General features: G+C 72.7%; 15 protein-coding genes. 10 read left to right on the top strand and 5 right to left on the bottom strand.

The window, feature by feature from the left end:
* The first annotated feature begins 154 nt into the window (after nucleotides 1–154).
* Both metK and ACFY1T_RS11765 read left to right on the top strand, forming a co-directional pair.
* Nucleotides 155–1,363, top strand: coding sequence for a methionine adenosyltransferase (gene metK, locus ACFY1T_RS11770; protein ID WP_030873691.1), 1,209 nt, complete (start codon nucleotides 155–157; stop codon nucleotides 1,361–1,363).
* 148 nt (nucleotides 1,364–1,511) lie between these two features.
* Nucleotides 1,512–3,635: a primosomal protein N' gene (locus tag ACFY1T_RS11765; protein ID WP_390787996.1), complete on the top strand. Its 2,124-nt coding sequence runs from the start codon at nucleotides 1,512–1,514 to the stop codon at nucleotides 3,633–3,635.
* Here ACFY1T_RS11765 and ACFY1T_RS11760 read toward each other — a convergent pair.
* Nucleotides 3,632–4,666 carry an IS630 family transposase gene (locus ACFY1T_RS11760; RefSeq protein ID WP_390788292.1) on the bottom strand — a complete coding sequence of 345 codons (1,035 nt, stop codon included), beginning with the start codon at nucleotides 4,664–4,666 and terminating at the stop codon, nucleotides 3,632–3,634. The two genes, ACFY1T_RS11765 and ACFY1T_RS11760, sit on opposite strands and share 4 nt — an antisense overlap.
* Nucleotides 4,667–4,962: 296 nt before the next feature.
* Nucleotides 4,963–5,484 (bottom strand): hypothetical protein, encoded by a 522-nt coding sequence (locus tag ACFY1T_RS11755; protein WP_390787995.1) that lies wholly within the window; start codon nucleotides 5,482–5,484, stop codon nucleotides 4,963–4,965.
* A gap of 296 nt (nucleotides 5,485–5,780) precedes the next feature.
* Between ACFY1T_RS11755 and fmt the strand changes: the two genes are divergently transcribed.
* The 8 genes from fmt (at nucleotide 5,781) to ACFY1T_RS11715 (ending at nucleotide 13,488) form a co-directional block, all read left to right on the top strand.
* A complete protein-coding gene (gene fmt, locus ACFY1T_RS11750; RefSeq protein WP_390787994.1) occupies nucleotides 5,781–6,725 on the top strand; it encodes a methionyl-tRNA formyltransferase in 945 nt (314 codons plus the stop codon).
* Between the two features lie 98 nt (nucleotides 6,726–6,823).
* Nucleotides 6,824–8,284 (top strand): RsmB/NOP family class I SAM-dependent RNA methyltransferase, encoded by a 1,461-nt coding sequence (locus tag ACFY1T_RS11745; protein WP_030873687.1) that lies wholly within the window; start codon nucleotides 6,824–6,826, stop codon nucleotides 8,282–8,284.
* Nucleotides 8,285–9,386: 1,102 nt separating this feature from the next.
* Nucleotides 9,387–10,244 (top strand): alpha/beta fold hydrolase, encoded by an 858-nt coding sequence (locus ACFY1T_RS11740; RefSeq protein WP_390787993.1) that lies wholly within the window; start codon nucleotides 9,387–9,389, stop codon nucleotides 10,242–10,244.
* A gap of 103 nt (nucleotides 10,245–10,347) precedes the next feature.
* Nucleotides 10,348–11,034 (top strand): ribulose-phosphate 3-epimerase, encoded by a 687-nt coding sequence (gene rpe, locus ACFY1T_RS11735; protein WP_030871643.1) that lies wholly within the window; start codon nucleotides 10,348–10,350, stop codon nucleotides 11,032–11,034.
* Nucleotides 11,035–11,158: 124 nt separating this feature from the next.
* Nucleotides 11,159–12,172 (top strand): sugar-binding transcriptional regulator, encoded by a 1,014-nt coding sequence (locus ACFY1T_RS11730; RefSeq protein ID WP_030871648.1) that lies wholly within the window; start codon nucleotides 11,159–11,161, stop codon nucleotides 12,170–12,172.
* A 145-nt stretch (nucleotides 12,173–12,317) separates the two neighbouring features.
* Nucleotides 12,318–12,539 (top strand): CarD family transcriptional regulator, encoded by a 222-nt coding sequence (locus ACFY1T_RS11725; protein ID WP_030157491.1) that lies wholly within the window; start codon nucleotides 12,318–12,320, stop codon nucleotides 12,537–12,539.
* A gap of 281 nt (nucleotides 12,540–12,820) precedes the next feature.
* Nucleotides 12,821–13,096, top strand: coding sequence for a ribonuclease domain-containing protein (locus ACFY1T_RS11720; RefSeq protein WP_390787992.1), 276 nt, complete (start codon nucleotides 12,821–12,823; stop codon nucleotides 13,094–13,096).
* A complete protein-coding gene (locus ACFY1T_RS11715; protein WP_390787991.1) occupies nucleotides 13,093–13,488 on the top strand; it encodes a barstar family protein in 396 nt (131 codons plus the stop codon). Before ACFY1T_RS11720 ends, ACFY1T_RS11715 begins: the two co-directional genes overlap by 4 nt.
* 43 nt (nucleotides 13,489–13,531) lie before the next feature.
* Here ACFY1T_RS11715 and ACFY1T_RS11710 read toward each other — a convergent pair whose 3' ends face one another.
* The 3 genes from ACFY1T_RS11710 to ACFY1T_RS11700 all read right to left on the bottom strand — a co-directional run bounded on the left by ACFY1T_RS11710 (nucleotide 13,532) and on the right by ACFY1T_RS11700 (nucleotide 14,942).
* A complete protein-coding gene (locus ACFY1T_RS11710) occupies nucleotides 13,532–14,011 on the bottom strand; it encodes a group II truncated hemoglobin (RefSeq protein WP_030871657.1) in 480 nt (159 codons plus the stop codon).
* On the bottom strand, nucleotides 14,008–14,343 hold the full coding sequence (locus ACFY1T_RS11705) for a putative quinol monooxygenase (protein WP_030871660.1): 336 nt from the start codon (nucleotides 14,341–14,343) through the stop codon (nucleotides 14,008–14,010). Before ACFY1T_RS11705 ends, ACFY1T_RS11710 begins: the two co-directional genes overlap by 4 nt.
* Nucleotides 14,344–14,426: 83 nt before the next feature.
* A complete protein-coding gene (locus ACFY1T_RS11700; RefSeq protein WP_030871665.1) occupies nucleotides 14,427–14,942 on the bottom strand; it encodes a hypothetical protein in 516 nt (171 codons plus the stop codon).
* Nucleotides 14,943–14,986 lie beyond the last annotated feature (44 nt).

The raw sequence follows: 14,986 nt of genomic DNA, 5'->3' as shown, positions 1-14,986 counted from the left end.
TGCCGCAGGTCACATGGCTCCCATTGGGCGAGACAGGTGGTCCGGCAAACGGTGGCGACCGATAAACTGCACACTCGGAACGTGATCGGGCGCAGCCCCCGGTGTGGTTCCGCCAAATGATCAGCCAGCAGCCGCTGCAACCCCAGGGAGCGTTGTGTCCCGTCGCCTGTTCACCTCGGAGTCCGTCACCGAGGGTCACCCCGACAAGATCGCTGACCAGATCAGCGACACGATCCTCGACGCACTTCTCACCGAGGACCCGACCTCGCGTGTGGCCGTGGAGACCCTCATCACCACCGGTCTCGTCCACATCGCCGGTGAGGTGACGACGAAGGCGTACGCGCCGATCGCGCAGCTCGTCCGCGACAAGATCCTCGAGATCGGCTACGACTCCTCGAAGAAGGGCTTCGACGGCGCCTCCTGCGGCGTGTCGGTGTCCATCGGCGCGCAGTCCCCGGACATCGCGCAGGGCGTCGACACCGCGTACGAGAAGCGGGTCGAGGGCGACGAGGACGAGCTCGACAAGCAGGGCGCCGGCGACCAGGGCCTGATGTTCGGCTACGCGTGCGACGAGACCCCCGAGCTCATGCCGCTCCCGATCCACATCGCGCACCGGCTCTCGCGCCGCCTGTCCGAGGTCCGCAAGAACGGGACCATCCCGTACCTGCGCCCCGACGGCAAGACCCAGGTCACCATCGAGTACGACGGCGACAAGGCCGTCCGCCTCGACACCGTCGTCGTGTCCTCTCAGCACGCCTCGGACATCGACCTGGACTCGCTGCTCGCCCCGGACATCCGCGAGTTCGTCGTCGAGCACGTCCTGGCGCAGCTCGTCGAGGACGGCATCAAGCTCGACACCGAGGGCTACCGCCTGCTGGTCAACCCGACCGGCCGCTTCGAGATCGGCGGCCCGATGGGCGACGCCGGCCTCACCGGCCGCAAGATCATCATCGACACCTACGGCGGCATGGCCCGCCACGGCGGCGGCGCCTTCTCGGGCAAGGACCCGTCCAAGGTCGACCGCTCCGCCGCGTACGCCATGCGCTGGGTCGCCAAGAACGTGGTCGCCGCGGGCCTCGCCTCGCGCTGCGAGGTCCAGGTCGCGTACGCCATCGGCAAGGCCGAGCCCGTCGGCCTCTTCGTCGAGACCTTCGGCACCGCCAAGGTGGAGGTCCAGAAGATCGAGGACGCGATCGGCCAGGTCTTCGACCTCCGCCCCGCCGCGATCATCCGCGACCTCGACCTGCTGCGCCCGATCTACGCCCAGACCGCCGCGTACGGCCACTTCGGCCGCGAGCTGCCGGACTTCACCTGGGAGCGCACCGACCGCGTGGACGCGCTGCGCGCGGCCGCCGGTCTGTAGGACCCCCGCGTACCGCGCGTACGCAGCCGTACGGCCCCGGACCTCGCGGTCCGGGGCCGTACTGCGTCGGCGCCCCCCGCCCGCCCGGGGAGCGCCCGGGACCGCGCACCGGCTCCCGCTGTCGGTGCCGTTTGGTAAGAATGCAGCTGTGAGCAGCGAGAACGAATCCGAGCCGACGGGCGCCGCCGGCGCCCCGCCGGAGCAGCTCGCGCTGATGCGGGAGATGGTCGCCGAGGCGAAGGCCAAGGCCCCCAAGGCCAAGCCGCGCACCTGGCGCGGCGCCGCCGTCGCCGAGGAACTCCCCGTGGCCCGCGTCCTCGTCAACAAGGGCGTGCTCCACCTCGACCGGCTCTTCGACTACGCCGTCCCCGCCGAACTCTCCGAGGCGGCCCGGCCCGGCGTCCGCGTCCGGGTCCGCTTCGGCGCGGGCGGCCACCGCGTGCACGGCGGACGCCGCGAGGGCGGCGGCCTCATCGACGGATTCATCGTCGAGCGGCGCGCCGAGTCCGACTACCACGGAGCCCTCGCCGCCCTCGCCCAGGTCGTCTCGCCCGAGGTCGTGCTCACCCCCGGCATGCTGGCCCTGGCCCGGGCCGTCGCCGACCGGTACGCCGGCAGCCTGGCCGACGTACTCCAGCTCGCCCTGCCCGCCCGCAGCGCCCGCGCCGAGGCCAAGCCCTCGCCCGAGCCGCTGCCCCCGCCCCCGGCGCCCGAACCGGGCGGCTGGGCGCGGTACGGCGCCGGCCCCGCCTTCCTGCGCGCGCTGGCCACCGGCGGTGCGCCGCGCGCCGTCTGGACCGCCCTGCCCGGCCCCGGCTGGGCCGACGAGCTGGCCCGGGCCATGGCCGCCACCCTCGCCTCCGGCCGCGGCGCCCTCGCCGTCCTGCCCGACGGACGCACCGCCGCCAGGGTCGACGCGGCACTGACCGCCCTGCTCGGCGAAGGCCGGCACGCACTGCTGACCGCCGAATCCGGGCCCGAGAAGCGCTACCGCCAGTGGCTCGCCGTGCACCGGGGCTCGGTCCGCGCCGTCATCGGCACCCGGGCCGCGATGTTCGCACCCGTACGGGACCTGGGGCTGGTCGCCATCTGGGACGACGGCGACTCCAGCCACAGCGACGACCACGCGCCGTTCCCGCACGTACGGGAGGTGCTGGAGCTGCGCGCCGTCGGCGACGGCTGCGGATTCCTGGCCGGGAGCACCAGCTGCACCGTGGAGGCCGCGCAGCTGGTCGAGACGGGCTGGGCGCGCCCGATCGTCGCCGACCGCGAGACGGTACGGGCCTGCGCGCCCCGGATCCGGACCGTGGGCGACGAACTCCTGGCCCGGGACGGGGCGGCCCGCACCGCCCGGCTGCCGAGCCTGGCCTGGGAGACCGTACGGGAGGGGCTGAAGTCGGGGCCGGTGCTCGTCCAGGTGCCGCGGCGGGGCTACGCGCCGCGGCTGGCGTGCGAGCGGTGCCGCGCTCCTGCCCGCTGCACGGTCTGCGCGGGGCCGCTGGAGGCCCCCGACGCACGGGATCTGCACTGCGGCTGGTGCGGCCGGCAGGAGAGCGCCTGGCACTGCGAGGAATGCGGGTCGCCGCGGCTGCGCGCCCAGGTGGTGGGGGCCCGGCGGACGGCCGAGGAGCTGGGGCGGGCCTTCCCGGCCGTGCCGGTACGGACGTCGGGGCGCGACCACATCCTGGACGAGGTGCCGGACCGGCCCGCGCTGGTGGTGTGCACCCCGGGGGCCGAGCCGGTCGCGGCGGGCGCCGGGTACGCGGCGGCCCTGCTGCTGGACGGCTGGGCGATGCTGACCCGGCCCGATCTGCGGGCCGGGGAGGACGCGCTGCGCCGGTGGATAGCGGCCGCCTCGCTGGTGCGGGGCGAGGGGCAGGTCGTGGTGGTCGCGGAGCCGACGCTGCGGCCGGTCCAGGCCCTCGTGCGGTGGGACCCGGTGGGCCATGCCGTACGGGAGCTCGCGGAGCGGGCCCAGCTCGGGTTCCCGCCGGTGTCCCGGATGGCCGCCGTGGCCGGCCGGGGCGAGGCCGTGGAGGCCTTCCTGGCCGGAGCCGGGCTGCCGGCGGACGCGGAGGTGCTCGGTCCGGTCCCGGTGCCGGGACGGCGCGGGGAGCCCTCGCCGGGAGAGCGGGCCCTGGTCCGCGTCCCGCCCGGCAGCGGGGCCGCGCTGGCGGCCGCCCTCAAGTCCGCCCAGGCGGCCCGGCTGGCCCGCGGGGTCCCGGCGGCGGAGGCGGTCCGGGTCCGGATCGATCCGCCGGACATCGGCTAGTGTCCTGAGTCGGAGATTCGTCGGCAGTAGGCGGCGACTTTGTCGAGGATCTCGTCGGCTGTCTTTGTCCAGACGAAGGGCCGGGGGTGCTCGTTCCAGTCGGCGAGCCAGGCCCGGATGTCGTGTTCGAGGGCCTGGACGGAGCGGTGAACGCCCCGGCGGAGCTTCTTCGTGGTGAGTTCGGCGAACCACCGCTCGACCAGGTTCAGCCACGACGAGCCGGTCGGGGTGAAGTGCAGGTGGAAGCGCGGGTGGGCGGCCAGCCAGGTCGTCACCGCCGGAACCTTGTGGGTGACGTAGTTGTCGAGGATCAGGTGGACTTCGAGGTCTGCCGGCACTTCCTTGTCGAGCTTGAGCAGGAACTTCTTGAACTCCACCGCGCGGTGGCGGCGGTGGAGCGAGCCGATGACCTTGCCGGTCGCCGTGTCCAGGGCGGCGAAGAGCGTGGTGGTGCCCGCGCGCACATAGTCGTGGCTGCGGCGTTCGGGCACCCCGGGCATCATCGGCAAGACCGGCTGCGATCGGTCCAGGGCCTGGATCTGCGACTTCTCGTCCACACACAGCACCAGGGCCCGCTCCGGCGGATCCAAATACAGGCCGACCACGTCACGGACTTTGTCGATGAACAACGGGTCTTTGGACAGCTTGAACGTCTCGGCCCGGTGCGGCTGGAGGGCGAAGGCCCGCCAGATCCGGGAGATCGCCGACTGCGACATCCCGGTCGCCGCGGCCATCGACCGCGTCGACCAGTGAGTCGCACCCTTCGGCGTCTCCTCCAGCGTCTTGACGATCACACGTTCCACATCGCCGTCGGTGATCTTCCGCGGGACACCGGGCCGGGGTTCATCGCACAAGCCGTCGAGCCGGCGTTCCAGGAAGCGTCGCCGCCAGGCCCGAACGGTGTCCGTCGTGATGCCCAGCCGCCGGGCGACCTCCGCGATCGCGTGCCCGTCTGCACTTTCCAGCACGATGCGTGATCGCAATGCCAACGACTGAGCACTCGAACGACGACGCACCCACGACTGCAACATCTCCCGCTCGGCATCGGACAGCACCACCGGCGGGATCTTCGGTCCAGGACGACTCACACCAGACCAACGACGAATCTCCGACTCAGGACACCCCCTAGGGGGCGCTTCGCCGGCGGGCGCGGCCCGCGGTGTCTGCCACGCGCGCAGCCGAACGCCCCCGGCGGGGGCGGCCACGGGGGCCGTCTCCACCGGGGGCGGGAACGGGTGCGGGTACGGCGTCAGACCGGCCGGCCGTCGGAGGGTCGGCGTCCCGGCGGCCGGCGGCGGATCAGCCGTTGCGGATCACCCGCGACGGGTCAGCCGTTGCGCGGGCCCGGGAAGGCGGCCGCGGAGCGGGACGGGACCGCGGTCTGGGACTCCTCGCGCTGCGGCTGCGGCGGGACCGAGCGGGCCGCCGGGACCGTGGGCAGAGGCCCGAGGGTCCGGGTGGTCGTACCCTCGGCCAGCGGCTCCGCGGACTCCGCGGCCTGGGCCCGCCGGGCCCCGTACCGCCGGTGCACGGCCTGCTTGGTGACGCCGAGCGCGGAACCCACCGCGTCCCAGGAGAAGCCGAGCGAGCGGTCGAAGTCCACCGCCGCGGTCACCAGCGTCTCGACGCTGTCCCGCAGCTCCTGCGCGAGACGGACGGTGGGGGCGGGGGCCCGGCCATAGACGACGAAGCCCGTGGAAGGACCGGAGCGGCGCGGGCGGTACACGTTGCCGAGCTGGGCGGTGAGCGTACGCAGAGCATCCACCTGCCGGCGAACCCGCTCGATGTCCCGCACCAGGAGATGCAGGCTGGCCCGTGCTTGGGCGTCGTGGGTGGCGTGGTCGGCCATGAAGAAGCCTCTCGAACCGGTGCTGAAGAGCGGATCGGGCCGCAGACACCGATCTCATCGCGCGGCCCGGTTTCGGTCAATCTCTCTTGACCAACGCGCCAAACGGCACTGAAGTCACGCACCGGGGGCGTGTCGGCATATGCGAGAGGCGCGCGTGTGTGCGTACGCCCCCTGACGGGGCGTACGGGCCCCGAGAGGCCCCCGGGGATGCCCCCGTACCGGGCCGGGCGGCCCCAACGGCGCCGGGAACATAGACTGGTGCGCTGCTGACAGCCGAGATAGCGAGGTAGGACCCAGTGAAGCTCGTCTTCGCAGGCACCCCCGAGGTCGCCGTGCCCGCCCTGGACGCCCTCATCGCCTCCGGGCGGCACGAGGTCGCCGCCGTCGTCACCCGGCCCGACGCACCGGCCGGCCGCGGCCGACGGCTCGTCGCCAGCCCGGTCGCCGAGCGCGCCGCGGAGGCCGGCATCGAGATCCTCAGGCCCGCCCGCCCCCGCGACCCGGAGTTCCAGGCCCGGCTGCGCGAGATCGCCCCGGACTGCTGCCCGGTCGTCGCGTACGGCGCGCTGATTCCCAAGAGCGCCCTGGAGATCCCCCGGCACGGCTGGGTCAACCTGCACTTCTCACTGCTGCCCGCGTGGCGCGGGGCCGCGCCCGTCCAGCACTCGATCATGGCGGGCGACCAGGTCACCGGCGCCTCCACGTTCCTCATCGAGGAGGGCCTGGACACCGGACCCGTCTACGGGCACCTCACCGAGGAGATCCGCCCCACCGACACCAGCGGCGACCTGCTGACCCGGCTCGCCTTCGCAGGCTCCGGCCTGCTGGCCGCCACCATGGACGGCATCGAGGACGGAGCGCTGCGCGCCGTGGCACAGGCCGCCGACGGCGTCTCGCTCGCCCCCAAGATCACCGTCGAGGACGCCCGCATCGACTGGCACGCCCCGGCGATGCGCGCCGACCGCCTCGTGCGCGGCTGCACGCCCGCGCCCGGAGCGTGGACCGTCTTCCGCGGCGAGCGGCTCAAGCTGATCTCCGTCGGCCTGGTCACCGACCGCACGGACCTGACGCCCGGCGAGCTCGCCGCGGCCAAGAACAACGTGTACGTCGGCACCGGCTCGCACGCCGTGGAACTGCTCTGGGTACAGCCCCAGGGCAAGAAGCCCATGCGCGGCGCGGACTGGGCGCGCGGGGTGCGCATCGCTGCCGGCGAGCGCCTCGGCGCCGCCGACGTAGGCTGATCCGTACCGGCGGTCCCGCGGCGCCGACCCGGCCGCATCCCGTCACACCCCGCAGACGCCGTACCTCGTACACCCCGTAAACCCGGAGCACCTTTCACGTGAGCGATCAGTCCCGTCCCCCGCGCAGCGCCGCAGGCCAGCGGCAGGCCAAGCCGTACCGCCGTCCCAAGAAGGACCCCGTCCGGATGCTGGCCTTCGAGGCGCTGCGGGCGGTGGACGAGCGCGACGCGTACGCGAACCTTGTCCTGCCCCCGCTGCTGCGCAAGGCCCGCCAGACGGAGGGCTTCGAGGCGCGGGACGCGGCGCTGGCCACCGAGCTCGTGTACGGGACGCTGCGCCGGCAGGGCACGTACGACGCGGTCATCAAGGCCTGCATCGACCGGCCGCTGCGGGAGGTGGACCCGCCGGTGCTGGACGTGCTCTCGCTCGGCGCCCACCAGCTGCTGGGGACCCGGATCCCCACGCACGCGGCGGTGTCGGCCAGCGTGGAGCTGGCCCGGGTGGTGCTCGGGGACGGACGCGCCAAGTTCGTGAACGCCGTGCTGCGCAAGATCGCCGCGCACGACCTGGACGGCTGGCTGGAGCGCGTGGCCCCGCCGTACGAGGAGGACGCCGAGGAACACCTGGCGGTGTACCACTCGCACCCGCGGTGGGTCGTCAGCGCCCTGTGGGACGCCCTCGGCGGCGGCCGGGCCGGCATCGAGGACCTCCTCGAAGCCGACAACGAGCGGCCCGAGGTCACGCTCGTGGCGCGGCCCGGGCGGTCCACGACGGACGAGCTCACGGAGGCGGTCGGCGAGGACTCGGCGCTGCCGGGGCGCTGGTCGCCGTACGCGGTGCGGATGGCCGAGGGCGGCGAGCCGGGCGCGCTGGAGGCGGTGCGCGACGGGCGTGCGGGCGTCCAGGACGAGGGCAGCCAGCTGGTGGCGATGGCCCTCGCGGCCGCACCCGTCGAAGGCCGGGACGAGCGCTGGCTGGACGGCTGCGCGGGACCCGGCGGAAAGGCCGCCCTGCTGGGCGCCCTGGCGGCGCAGCGCGGGGCGTTCCTGCTGGCCTCCGAGAAGCAGCCGCACCGGGCGCGGCTCGTGGAGCGCGCCCTGGCCGGCAACCCGGGCCCGTACCAGGTCATCGCGGCCGACGGCACCCGGCCGCCGTGGCGGCCGGGCTCCTTCGACCGGGTCCTGATGGACGTCCCCTGCTCCGGGCTGGGCGCGCTGCGCCGGCGCCCGGAGGCCAGGTGGCGGCGGCGCCCGGAGGACCTGGAGGGCTTCGCCCCGCTCCAGCGGGCACTGCTGCGGGAGGCCCTGTCGGCGGTCCGGGTGGGCGGGGTCGTGGGCTACGCGACGTGCTCGCCGCACCTGGCGGAGACCCGGGTCGTGGTGGACGACGTCCTGCGCGGCCGCGGCGCAGGCGCCTCGCCGGTGGACGCCGAACTGATCGACGCCAGGCCGTACATGGCGGGCGTCCCGGCCCTGGGCGACGGCCCGGACGTACAGCTGTGGCCGCACCTGCACGGGACGGACGCGATGTACCTGGCGCTGATCCGGCGGACGGGGTAGCGGGGGGCTTCGGGGGGCGGGATCCGCGCGCTGGGGGTCGGTGGGTGGGGCGGGGGCTTCGGGGGCGGGATCCATGTGCTCGGGGTCGGTGGTGTGTCCGGGGGCGTCCCGTCAGTCCACTGTCCTTCCGTGTCGGGTCGGTCCCTCAAGGGCGCTCACTTCGTTCGCGTCGCTGCGCGATGGCCTTCGGCCACCCTTGACCGACCGCCCCGCCCCGGAAAGACAACAGACTGCCGGGAAGCCCCCGAAGGAATGGCCGGGAGGATACCGAGGAGGAGCGGGCCCTCAGAGATCCTGACCGGCACTCTTCGCCGGCCGTAATCCCCTTCCGGGGCCACCGGCCGGCGGCCAGCCCCGGGGCGCGTCAGATCGCTACACGCTCGTGTCGGCATGGCGTCCGGCGACCGCCTGTGGCCGGACATAAGCCGCCCACGACCAGCCTCAACCCTCCAACAGGGCGCCTGCGGCCCGTTTGTCTCTTTTGGTGGTCGATTGGGACTCAAGAACCGTCTTGCAGGAGTGGGAGGTTGGGAAATCCGGCATGACACTCCCTCTCGCCCGTTTTCGTCCTCAGACGGTCCGCAGGCGCCCGCAAGCAGCCCATGACGGTCCTTTGGCGTCCTCCGGCGACCCGCAGACGCCGAAATAGTCGTCTATGGACGTCGTCTGGGCGGCTTATGTCCGGCCACGGGCGGTCGTCGGTCGCTGAGACGTGAGGAGCGTGTAGCGATCTGACGCGCCCCGTCGTCATGGCCGGGGATGGTGGTCCCGGGACGGGCAAAGGGCCGGCGAAGAGTGCCGGTCGGCATCGCTGAGGGCCCGTTCCTGTTGCTGAACCTCCCGGCCATTCCTTCGGGGGCTTCCCGGCAGTCTTATGGCATTCCGGGGCGGGGCGGTCGGTCAAGGGTGGCCGAAGGCCATCGCGAAGCGACGCGAACGAAGTGAGCGCCCTTGAGGGACCGACCCGACACGGAAGGACAGTGGACTGCCGGGAAGCCCCCGGACACACCACCGACCCCGAGCGCGTGGATCCCGCCCCCGAAGCCCCCTAGCAGCCCCCCGCGGCCCCCCGCACCATGGGAAGCGGAGAGGAGGCGCGGTCATGGTCGAGCGGGTGATCGAGGGGGGCGGGATCAGGCTCTGTGCCGAGTCCTTCGGGGATCCGGGGCATCCCGCCGTTCTGCTCGTCATGGGGGCCGGGGCTTCGATGCTCTGGTGGGACGAGGGGTTCTGTCGGATGCTCGCCGGGGGTGGGCGCTTCGTGATCCGGTACGACCACCGTGACACCGGCCGGTCCCTCACGTACGAGCCGGGGCGTCCCGGGTACACCGGCGCGGATCTGGTCGGCGACGCCGCCCGCGTGCTCGACGCGTACGGCGTCCTCGCCGCCCACGTCGTGGGGGTCTCCGCCGGAGGGGCGCTCGCGCAGCGGTTCGCGCTCGGCCACGCCGCCCGCGTGCTCTCGCTCGTCCTGATCAGCACGTCCGCGGCGGCATCCGGCGGCGGCCGGGTGCCCGCACCGCCCACCGCGGAGTTCATGCGATTCGTCTCCACCGCGCGGGCCGACTGGTCGGACGCCGACTCCGTGGCCGGGTACCAGGTCGACTTCGCGCGCCTGCTCGCCGGCGGTCGGCGTCCGTTCGACGAGGAAGCCGTTCGCAGCCTCGTCCGGCGCGACATCGGACGCGCGCACGACTTCGCCGCGGCCCGCAACCACGACCTGCTCCCCGACGGAGAGCTCCCGTCCGCGCCCCTGTCCTCCATCGCCGTGCCCACGCTCGTGATCCACGGGACCGCCGATCCGATGTTCCCGCTGCCGCACGGCGAGGCGCTCGCGGACGAGATCCCCGGGGCGAGGCTCCTGGTCCTGCGGGACGCCGGACACGGGGTGGAGCGGGCCGACTGGGGCGTGATCGTCCCCGCGATCCTCGAACAGACCGCCGCGGGTCATCACTCGTAAGAATCCCTTAATCGTCCTACGGGTCTCGCTTGAGTACTGCTACGTCCATCTTCAGTTACGGGGTCGTGGCCGGAACTGCGCCACGGCATGGCAGGCTTGGGGCATGGCCGCTCAGATTTATCCCAGCATCCTGTCCGCCGACTTCGCCCGACTCGCCGAGGAGGCGAAGGCCGTCGAGGGGGCCGACTGGCTGCATGTCGATGTCATGGACAACCATTTCGTCCCGAACCTCACCCTCGGTATGCCCGTCGTGGAATCCCTGAGCCGCGCCACGGACATCCCGCTCGATCTGCACCTCATGATCGAGAACCCGGACCGCTGGGCCCCGCAGTACGTCGAGGCCGGCGCCGGATCGGTCACCTTCCACGCCGAGGCCGCCGCCGCGCCCGTGCGGCTCGCGCGGGAGATCCGGGCCAAGGGCGCGCGGGCGTCCATGGCCCTCAAGCCCGCCACGCCCATCGAGCAGTACGAGGACATCCTCCCCGAGCTCGACATGCTGCTGATCATGACGGTCGAGCCCGGCTTCGGCGGCCAGCCCTTTCTGGACATCATGCTCCCCAAGATCCGCCGCACCCGTGAGCTCATCGCCAAGCACGGCCTCGAGCTGTGGCTGCAGGTCGACGGCGGGGTTTCGGCCACGACCATCGAGCGGTGCGCCGAGGCCGGAGCCGACGTGTTCGTCGCGGGGAGCGCCGTCTACGGGGCGGTCGACCCGTCCGCGGCCGTACGTACCCTGCGGGAGCAGGCGGACGTCGCGATCGCCGCTGCGCCCTGGGCATGCGACCACTGAAGCGAGAGTTGATGGACGGCTCGGTGAACGGGAGCTGTCCAGGCTGATCAACGGCCGCCGGATCTGACAGGATGAACGGCGAGTCGAGAGTGTGAACAGCAGTGAGGAGAACGCGGTGTCTGCAATGTCGGCGGGACGGTCAGCCCTGCGGATGGGACCCGCGGAGCTGGTGCAGGCGGCGGCCATGGCCCGCCGCTTCTACCTGGAGGGCAAGTCCAAGATCCAGATCGCCGAGGAGTTCGGCGTGAGCCGCTTCAAGGTGGCCCGGGTCCTGGAGACCGCCCTCGAGCGCGACCTCGTACGCATCGAGATCCGGGTGCCCGCCGAGCTCGACGCCGAGCGGTCCGACGCGCTGCGGGCCCGGTACGGGCTCCGGCACGCGGTGGTGGTCGAATCCCCGGCCGACGCGACCGAGGACGCGCCGGATCCGGAGAACCTGGGCGCGGTCGCGGCCGACCTGCTCGGCGAGCTCGTCAACGAGGGTGACGTCCTGGGCCTCGCGTGGGGGCGGTCGACCATCCACATGGCCGCCTCCCTGCACCGGCTGCCGCAGTGCACCGTGGTGCAGCTGACGGGCGTGTACGACGCCGGTACGGCCGAGCGCGGGTCCGTGGAGGCCGTGCGGCGGGCCGCCCAGGTCTCGGGCGGCGACGCGCACCCGATCTACGCGCCGATGCTGCTCCCCGATCCGGCGACCGCGGCCGCGCTGCGGAGCCAGACGGGCATCGCCCGGGCCTTCGAATACTTCGACAAGGTGACGGTGGCCGCGGTCTCGATCGGGTCGTGGGAGCCGGGGATCTCGACCGTCCACGACATGCTGACGGACGAGGAGCGCGCGCACTACGCCTCGCTCGGTGTCGCGGCGGAGATGTCCGCCCACCTGTTCGACTCCGAGGGGCGGCGCGTCGGGCGGGACCTCGGCGAGCGCTGCATCACCGTCGAGGCGGACCGGCTGCGGCGGATTCCCGAGGTCGTGGCCATTGCGGGCGGGCTGCGCAAGGCCTCCGCGATCGGTGCGGTGCTCCGGTCCGGGCTGGTGACCAGCCTGGTCACCGACACGGCGGTCGCGGACTACCTGCTGACCGAGTCGGAGCCGGGGCTGCGGCCGGCGCTGGACCGGGCAGACCCGGACGACTGAGTCCTCCGATTTCTTTGCCGGCCGTTCGCGGCACCCCGCGCCGCCTCCCAGGCCGGGCCCGGCGCGGGCTGCGGGGCGGATGGTGCCGCAATTGAGATCCGAACGGCGGCCCGTGCGGGGGGCTGTGGGGCGCATACTGGTCTCAATGACAAAGTCAGCAGTACCTCGCCGCCATTTGCCGTCCAGCCCGTTCAAGGCCCCCGTGGAACCGCCGCTCCGGCAGTTCAGCGTCGGCGACCGGGTCTCTCACGACGAGCACGGCCTCGGCCGTGTCGTCGGTATCGAGGAGGGGATCGCTGTACTGGTCGACTTCGGGTCGGTCCAGAAGAGAATTCTGAGTCCTTACACCAAGATGTCCGCGCTCTGAGGTCGTCGCCGTCCCGGTTACCGTCACCGGGCAGGCGATTCGCGAGCGAATCGGATATTTGGCACGATCGGTGCATGATCTTCAGGGACGTGCCCCGGTCGTTGCTGCGTTGTGTGGTGGGGGCGCTGTTCCTTTGCGCTGCGCTGGCCGGCGTCGCGGGGTGTGGTGGGCAGAGCGCCGCGCCGCCGTCTGCTTCCGCTGCGGCATCGGGCGCGCCGTCGGCCGCGGCTTCCGTGCCGGGCCCCGGAACTTCCGCGCCGCCGCCCGGCTGGGCCAAGGGGATGGCGACCGTACGGGCGGACGCGCTGCCGGCGCAGGCGCGGGAGGTGCTCGCGCTCATCGACAAGGGCGGTCCGTACGCCTACCGGCAGGACGGGACCGTGTTCGGCAACTTCGAGAAGGTCCTGCCGAAGCAGAAGCGCGGGTACTACCACGAGTTCACCGTGAAGACGCCGGGGGAGCGCGACCGCGGGGCGCGGCGGATCGTGACCGGTGAGGGTGGGGAGTTCTACTACACGGACGACCACTACGAGACCTTCAAGGCGGTCCTGCGATGACCCTGGATCCGCAGCCGCTCGGGCCGGCGCTGGCCGCTGCCGAGGAGGCGGGCTGGACGACGCTCCGGGTGGACCTGGCCGGTGTGCGCGGCAAGGCCGAGCTGATGCGGCGGTGGGGAGCGGCGCTCCGGGTGCCGTCGTGGTTCGGTGGGAACTGGGACGCGTTGGCCGATGCGCTCATCGACCTGTCCTGGCTGCCGCGGGCGCCGGGGCGGCTGCTGGTGGTGACTTCCTGGCGGTCGTACGCGGGCGCGAGGCCGGGGGACTGGGAGACCCTGCAGGAGATCCTGGAGGAGGCCGTCGACTTCTGGCGCGAAGGCGGTGCGGGCGAGTTGGCGGTGCTGCTCGCCGAGCAGCCGGCCCATCCGGGTCCCCGGCCGGACCGGACATGACCGTGGGGGCGGAGGCTTCGCCCCCGCCCCCACCTCCTGTCTCCTAGCCCTTCGGGATCCACGGGGGCGTTTGGCCCCAGGACCAGACCGGGATCTTCGCCGCGTCCACCGGCGGGGGGTTGGGGCCCGAGTAGATCAGGGCCATGCGGGTGCCCCACTCGATGTAGTACGTGAACACCGCACGGAATTCGGGGTCCGTCGGCAGGCCGACCTCGTCCGCCGTGTCCATCAGCAGGTCCACCCAGCGGCGGCGCTGCTTCTCGGTGATGCCGCGGCCCAGGTGCTTGGTGGCCATGTGCTGGTGGCCGCCGTGGTGGGCCGTGTACTGCGCCGGGCCGCCGAAGACCTCCGACAGCCAGACGGCGACGTGCCGGGGGTGCTCCGAGTCCATGCCCGCGAAGACCGGGGCCAGGATCTCGTCCTGCAGGGCGTGCGCGTAGAAGGCGTCCGTGAGGCGGTTCATCGCCTCCGCTCCGCCCATCCACTCGTAGATGGTGGGGGTGCTGCCGGGTGTGGTGCTCATGACTGGGGTGCGGCCTTTCCGGGGCCGGCCACTTCGGTGACGCGGTAGTGCTGCATCTCCTCGATGGCCTTCACGTACGGGCGGATCGCGCTGAAGAACGCCGGGAAGTGCTCGCCCTTGCGGAATCCGTTGAGGTGGGCGTCGACCGACGTCCAGCGGATGCGCAGGATGTAGCGCTCCCGGTCGTTCTCCTCCTCGCAGCGGGCCAGCTCGTAGTCGATGCACTCGGGTGACGCGGCCAGGGCCTCCGCGGCCTGCCGGTACGAGTCCTCGAAGGCCTGCTGGTCGTCCAATGCGATCCGGTAGCGGATGTATTCGACGGTGGTGGTCATGGGGCGTGCCTCTCCCTGTGATCGGGTGCCGGTCGGCTCGCTGTCAGACTTGCGTGATCATGCCCCGGTGGGGAGGGGTTTCGTCATTCCGACGCAGACTTCTGGGAGTCCGTGTCGGAAGCGTCCGCGACGTCGGGGCCCGCCGCGCGGACCTGCTGGACCTTGGCCAGCGAGTCGCGGAGCTCGGTCAGCCACTCGTCCGTGTTGCGGCCGACGAGGCGGACGCACCAGGCGAGGGCGTCGGCCCGGCTGCGGGCGACGCCGCCCGCCACCAGGGTGTCGAGCACCTTGCGCTCCGGCTGGCGCAGGCGCGTCATGACCGGGACGGCCAGGTGCGTGAACAGGACGCGGTCGTCGCCGGACTGGACGGCCCAGGCGACCTTGCGGCGGTAGAGCTCCTCCGCCTCCCGCGCGACCTCGATGCGCTGTTCGCGGGTGCGCTCGCGGAACTCCTTGACGGACTCGGTCGCCGGGATGGTGCCGACGACCGTGATCTCCTCGCGGTCGACCGAGACGTCGACCAGGGACTCGTACACGTCCACCGGAAGGCGGTCCGCGAACCACGTGCGAAGCTGCTCGCTCTGCTCGGATGTAATCATGTAATCAACGTTGCATCCGAGGGGATCGTGATCGCAAGCGATTC

Source organism: Streptomyces sp. NPDC001194 (genome assembly GCF_042896985.1).
Taxonomy (GTDB): Bacteria; Actinomycetota; Actinomycetes; order Streptomycetales; family Streptomycetaceae; genus Streptomyces.
The sequence above is the reverse complement of the archived record's forward strand: the minus strand, read 5'-3'. Positions and strand labels throughout refer to the sequence as shown.

Excerpts from the sequence above, each read along its gene's own strand:
- ACFY1T_RS11760 (WP_390788292.1), bottom strand. The coding sequence starts at position 4,666 with ATGTTGCAGTCGTGGGTGCGTCGTCGTTCGAGTGCTCAGTCGTTGGCA.
- ACFY1T_RS11755 (WP_390787995.1), bottom strand. The coding sequence starts at position 5,484 with ATGGCCGACCACGCCACCCACGACGCCCAAGCACGGGCCAGCCTGCAT.
- ACFY1T_RS11740 (WP_390787993.1), top strand. The coding sequence starts at position 9,387 with ATGGTCGAGCGGGTGATCGAGGGGGGCGGGATCAGGCTCTGTGCCGAG.
- rpe (WP_030871643.1), top strand. The coding sequence starts at position 10,348 with ATGGCCGCTCAGATTTATCCCAGCATCCTGTCCGCCGACTTCGCCCGA.
- ACFY1T_RS11730 (WP_030871648.1), top strand. The coding sequence starts at position 11,159 with ATGTCGGCGGGACGGTCAGCCCTGCGGATGGGACCCGCGGAGCTGGTG.
- ACFY1T_RS11725 (WP_030157491.1), top strand. The coding sequence starts at position 12,318 with ATGACAAAGTCAGCAGTACCTCGCCGCCATTTGCCGTCCAGCCCGTTC.
- ACFY1T_RS11720 (WP_390787992.1), top strand. The coding sequence starts at position 12,821 with ATGGCGACCGTACGGGCGGACGCGCTGCCGGCGCAGGCGCGGGAGGTG.
- ACFY1T_RS11715 (WP_390787991.1), top strand. The coding sequence starts at position 13,093 with ATGACCCTGGATCCGCAGCCGCTCGGGCCGGCGCTGGCCGCTGCCGAG.
- ACFY1T_RS11710 (WP_030871657.1), bottom strand. The coding sequence starts at position 14,011 with ATGAGCACCACACCCGGCAGCACCCCCACCATCTACGAGTGGATGGGC.
- ACFY1T_RS11705 (WP_030871660.1), bottom strand. The coding sequence starts at position 14,343 with ATGACCACCACCGTCGAATACATCCGCTACCGGATCGCATTGGACGAC.
- ACFY1T_RS11700 (WP_030871665.1), bottom strand. The coding sequence starts at position 14,942 with ATGATTACATCCGAGCAGAGCGAGCAGCTTCGCACGTGGTTCGCGGAC.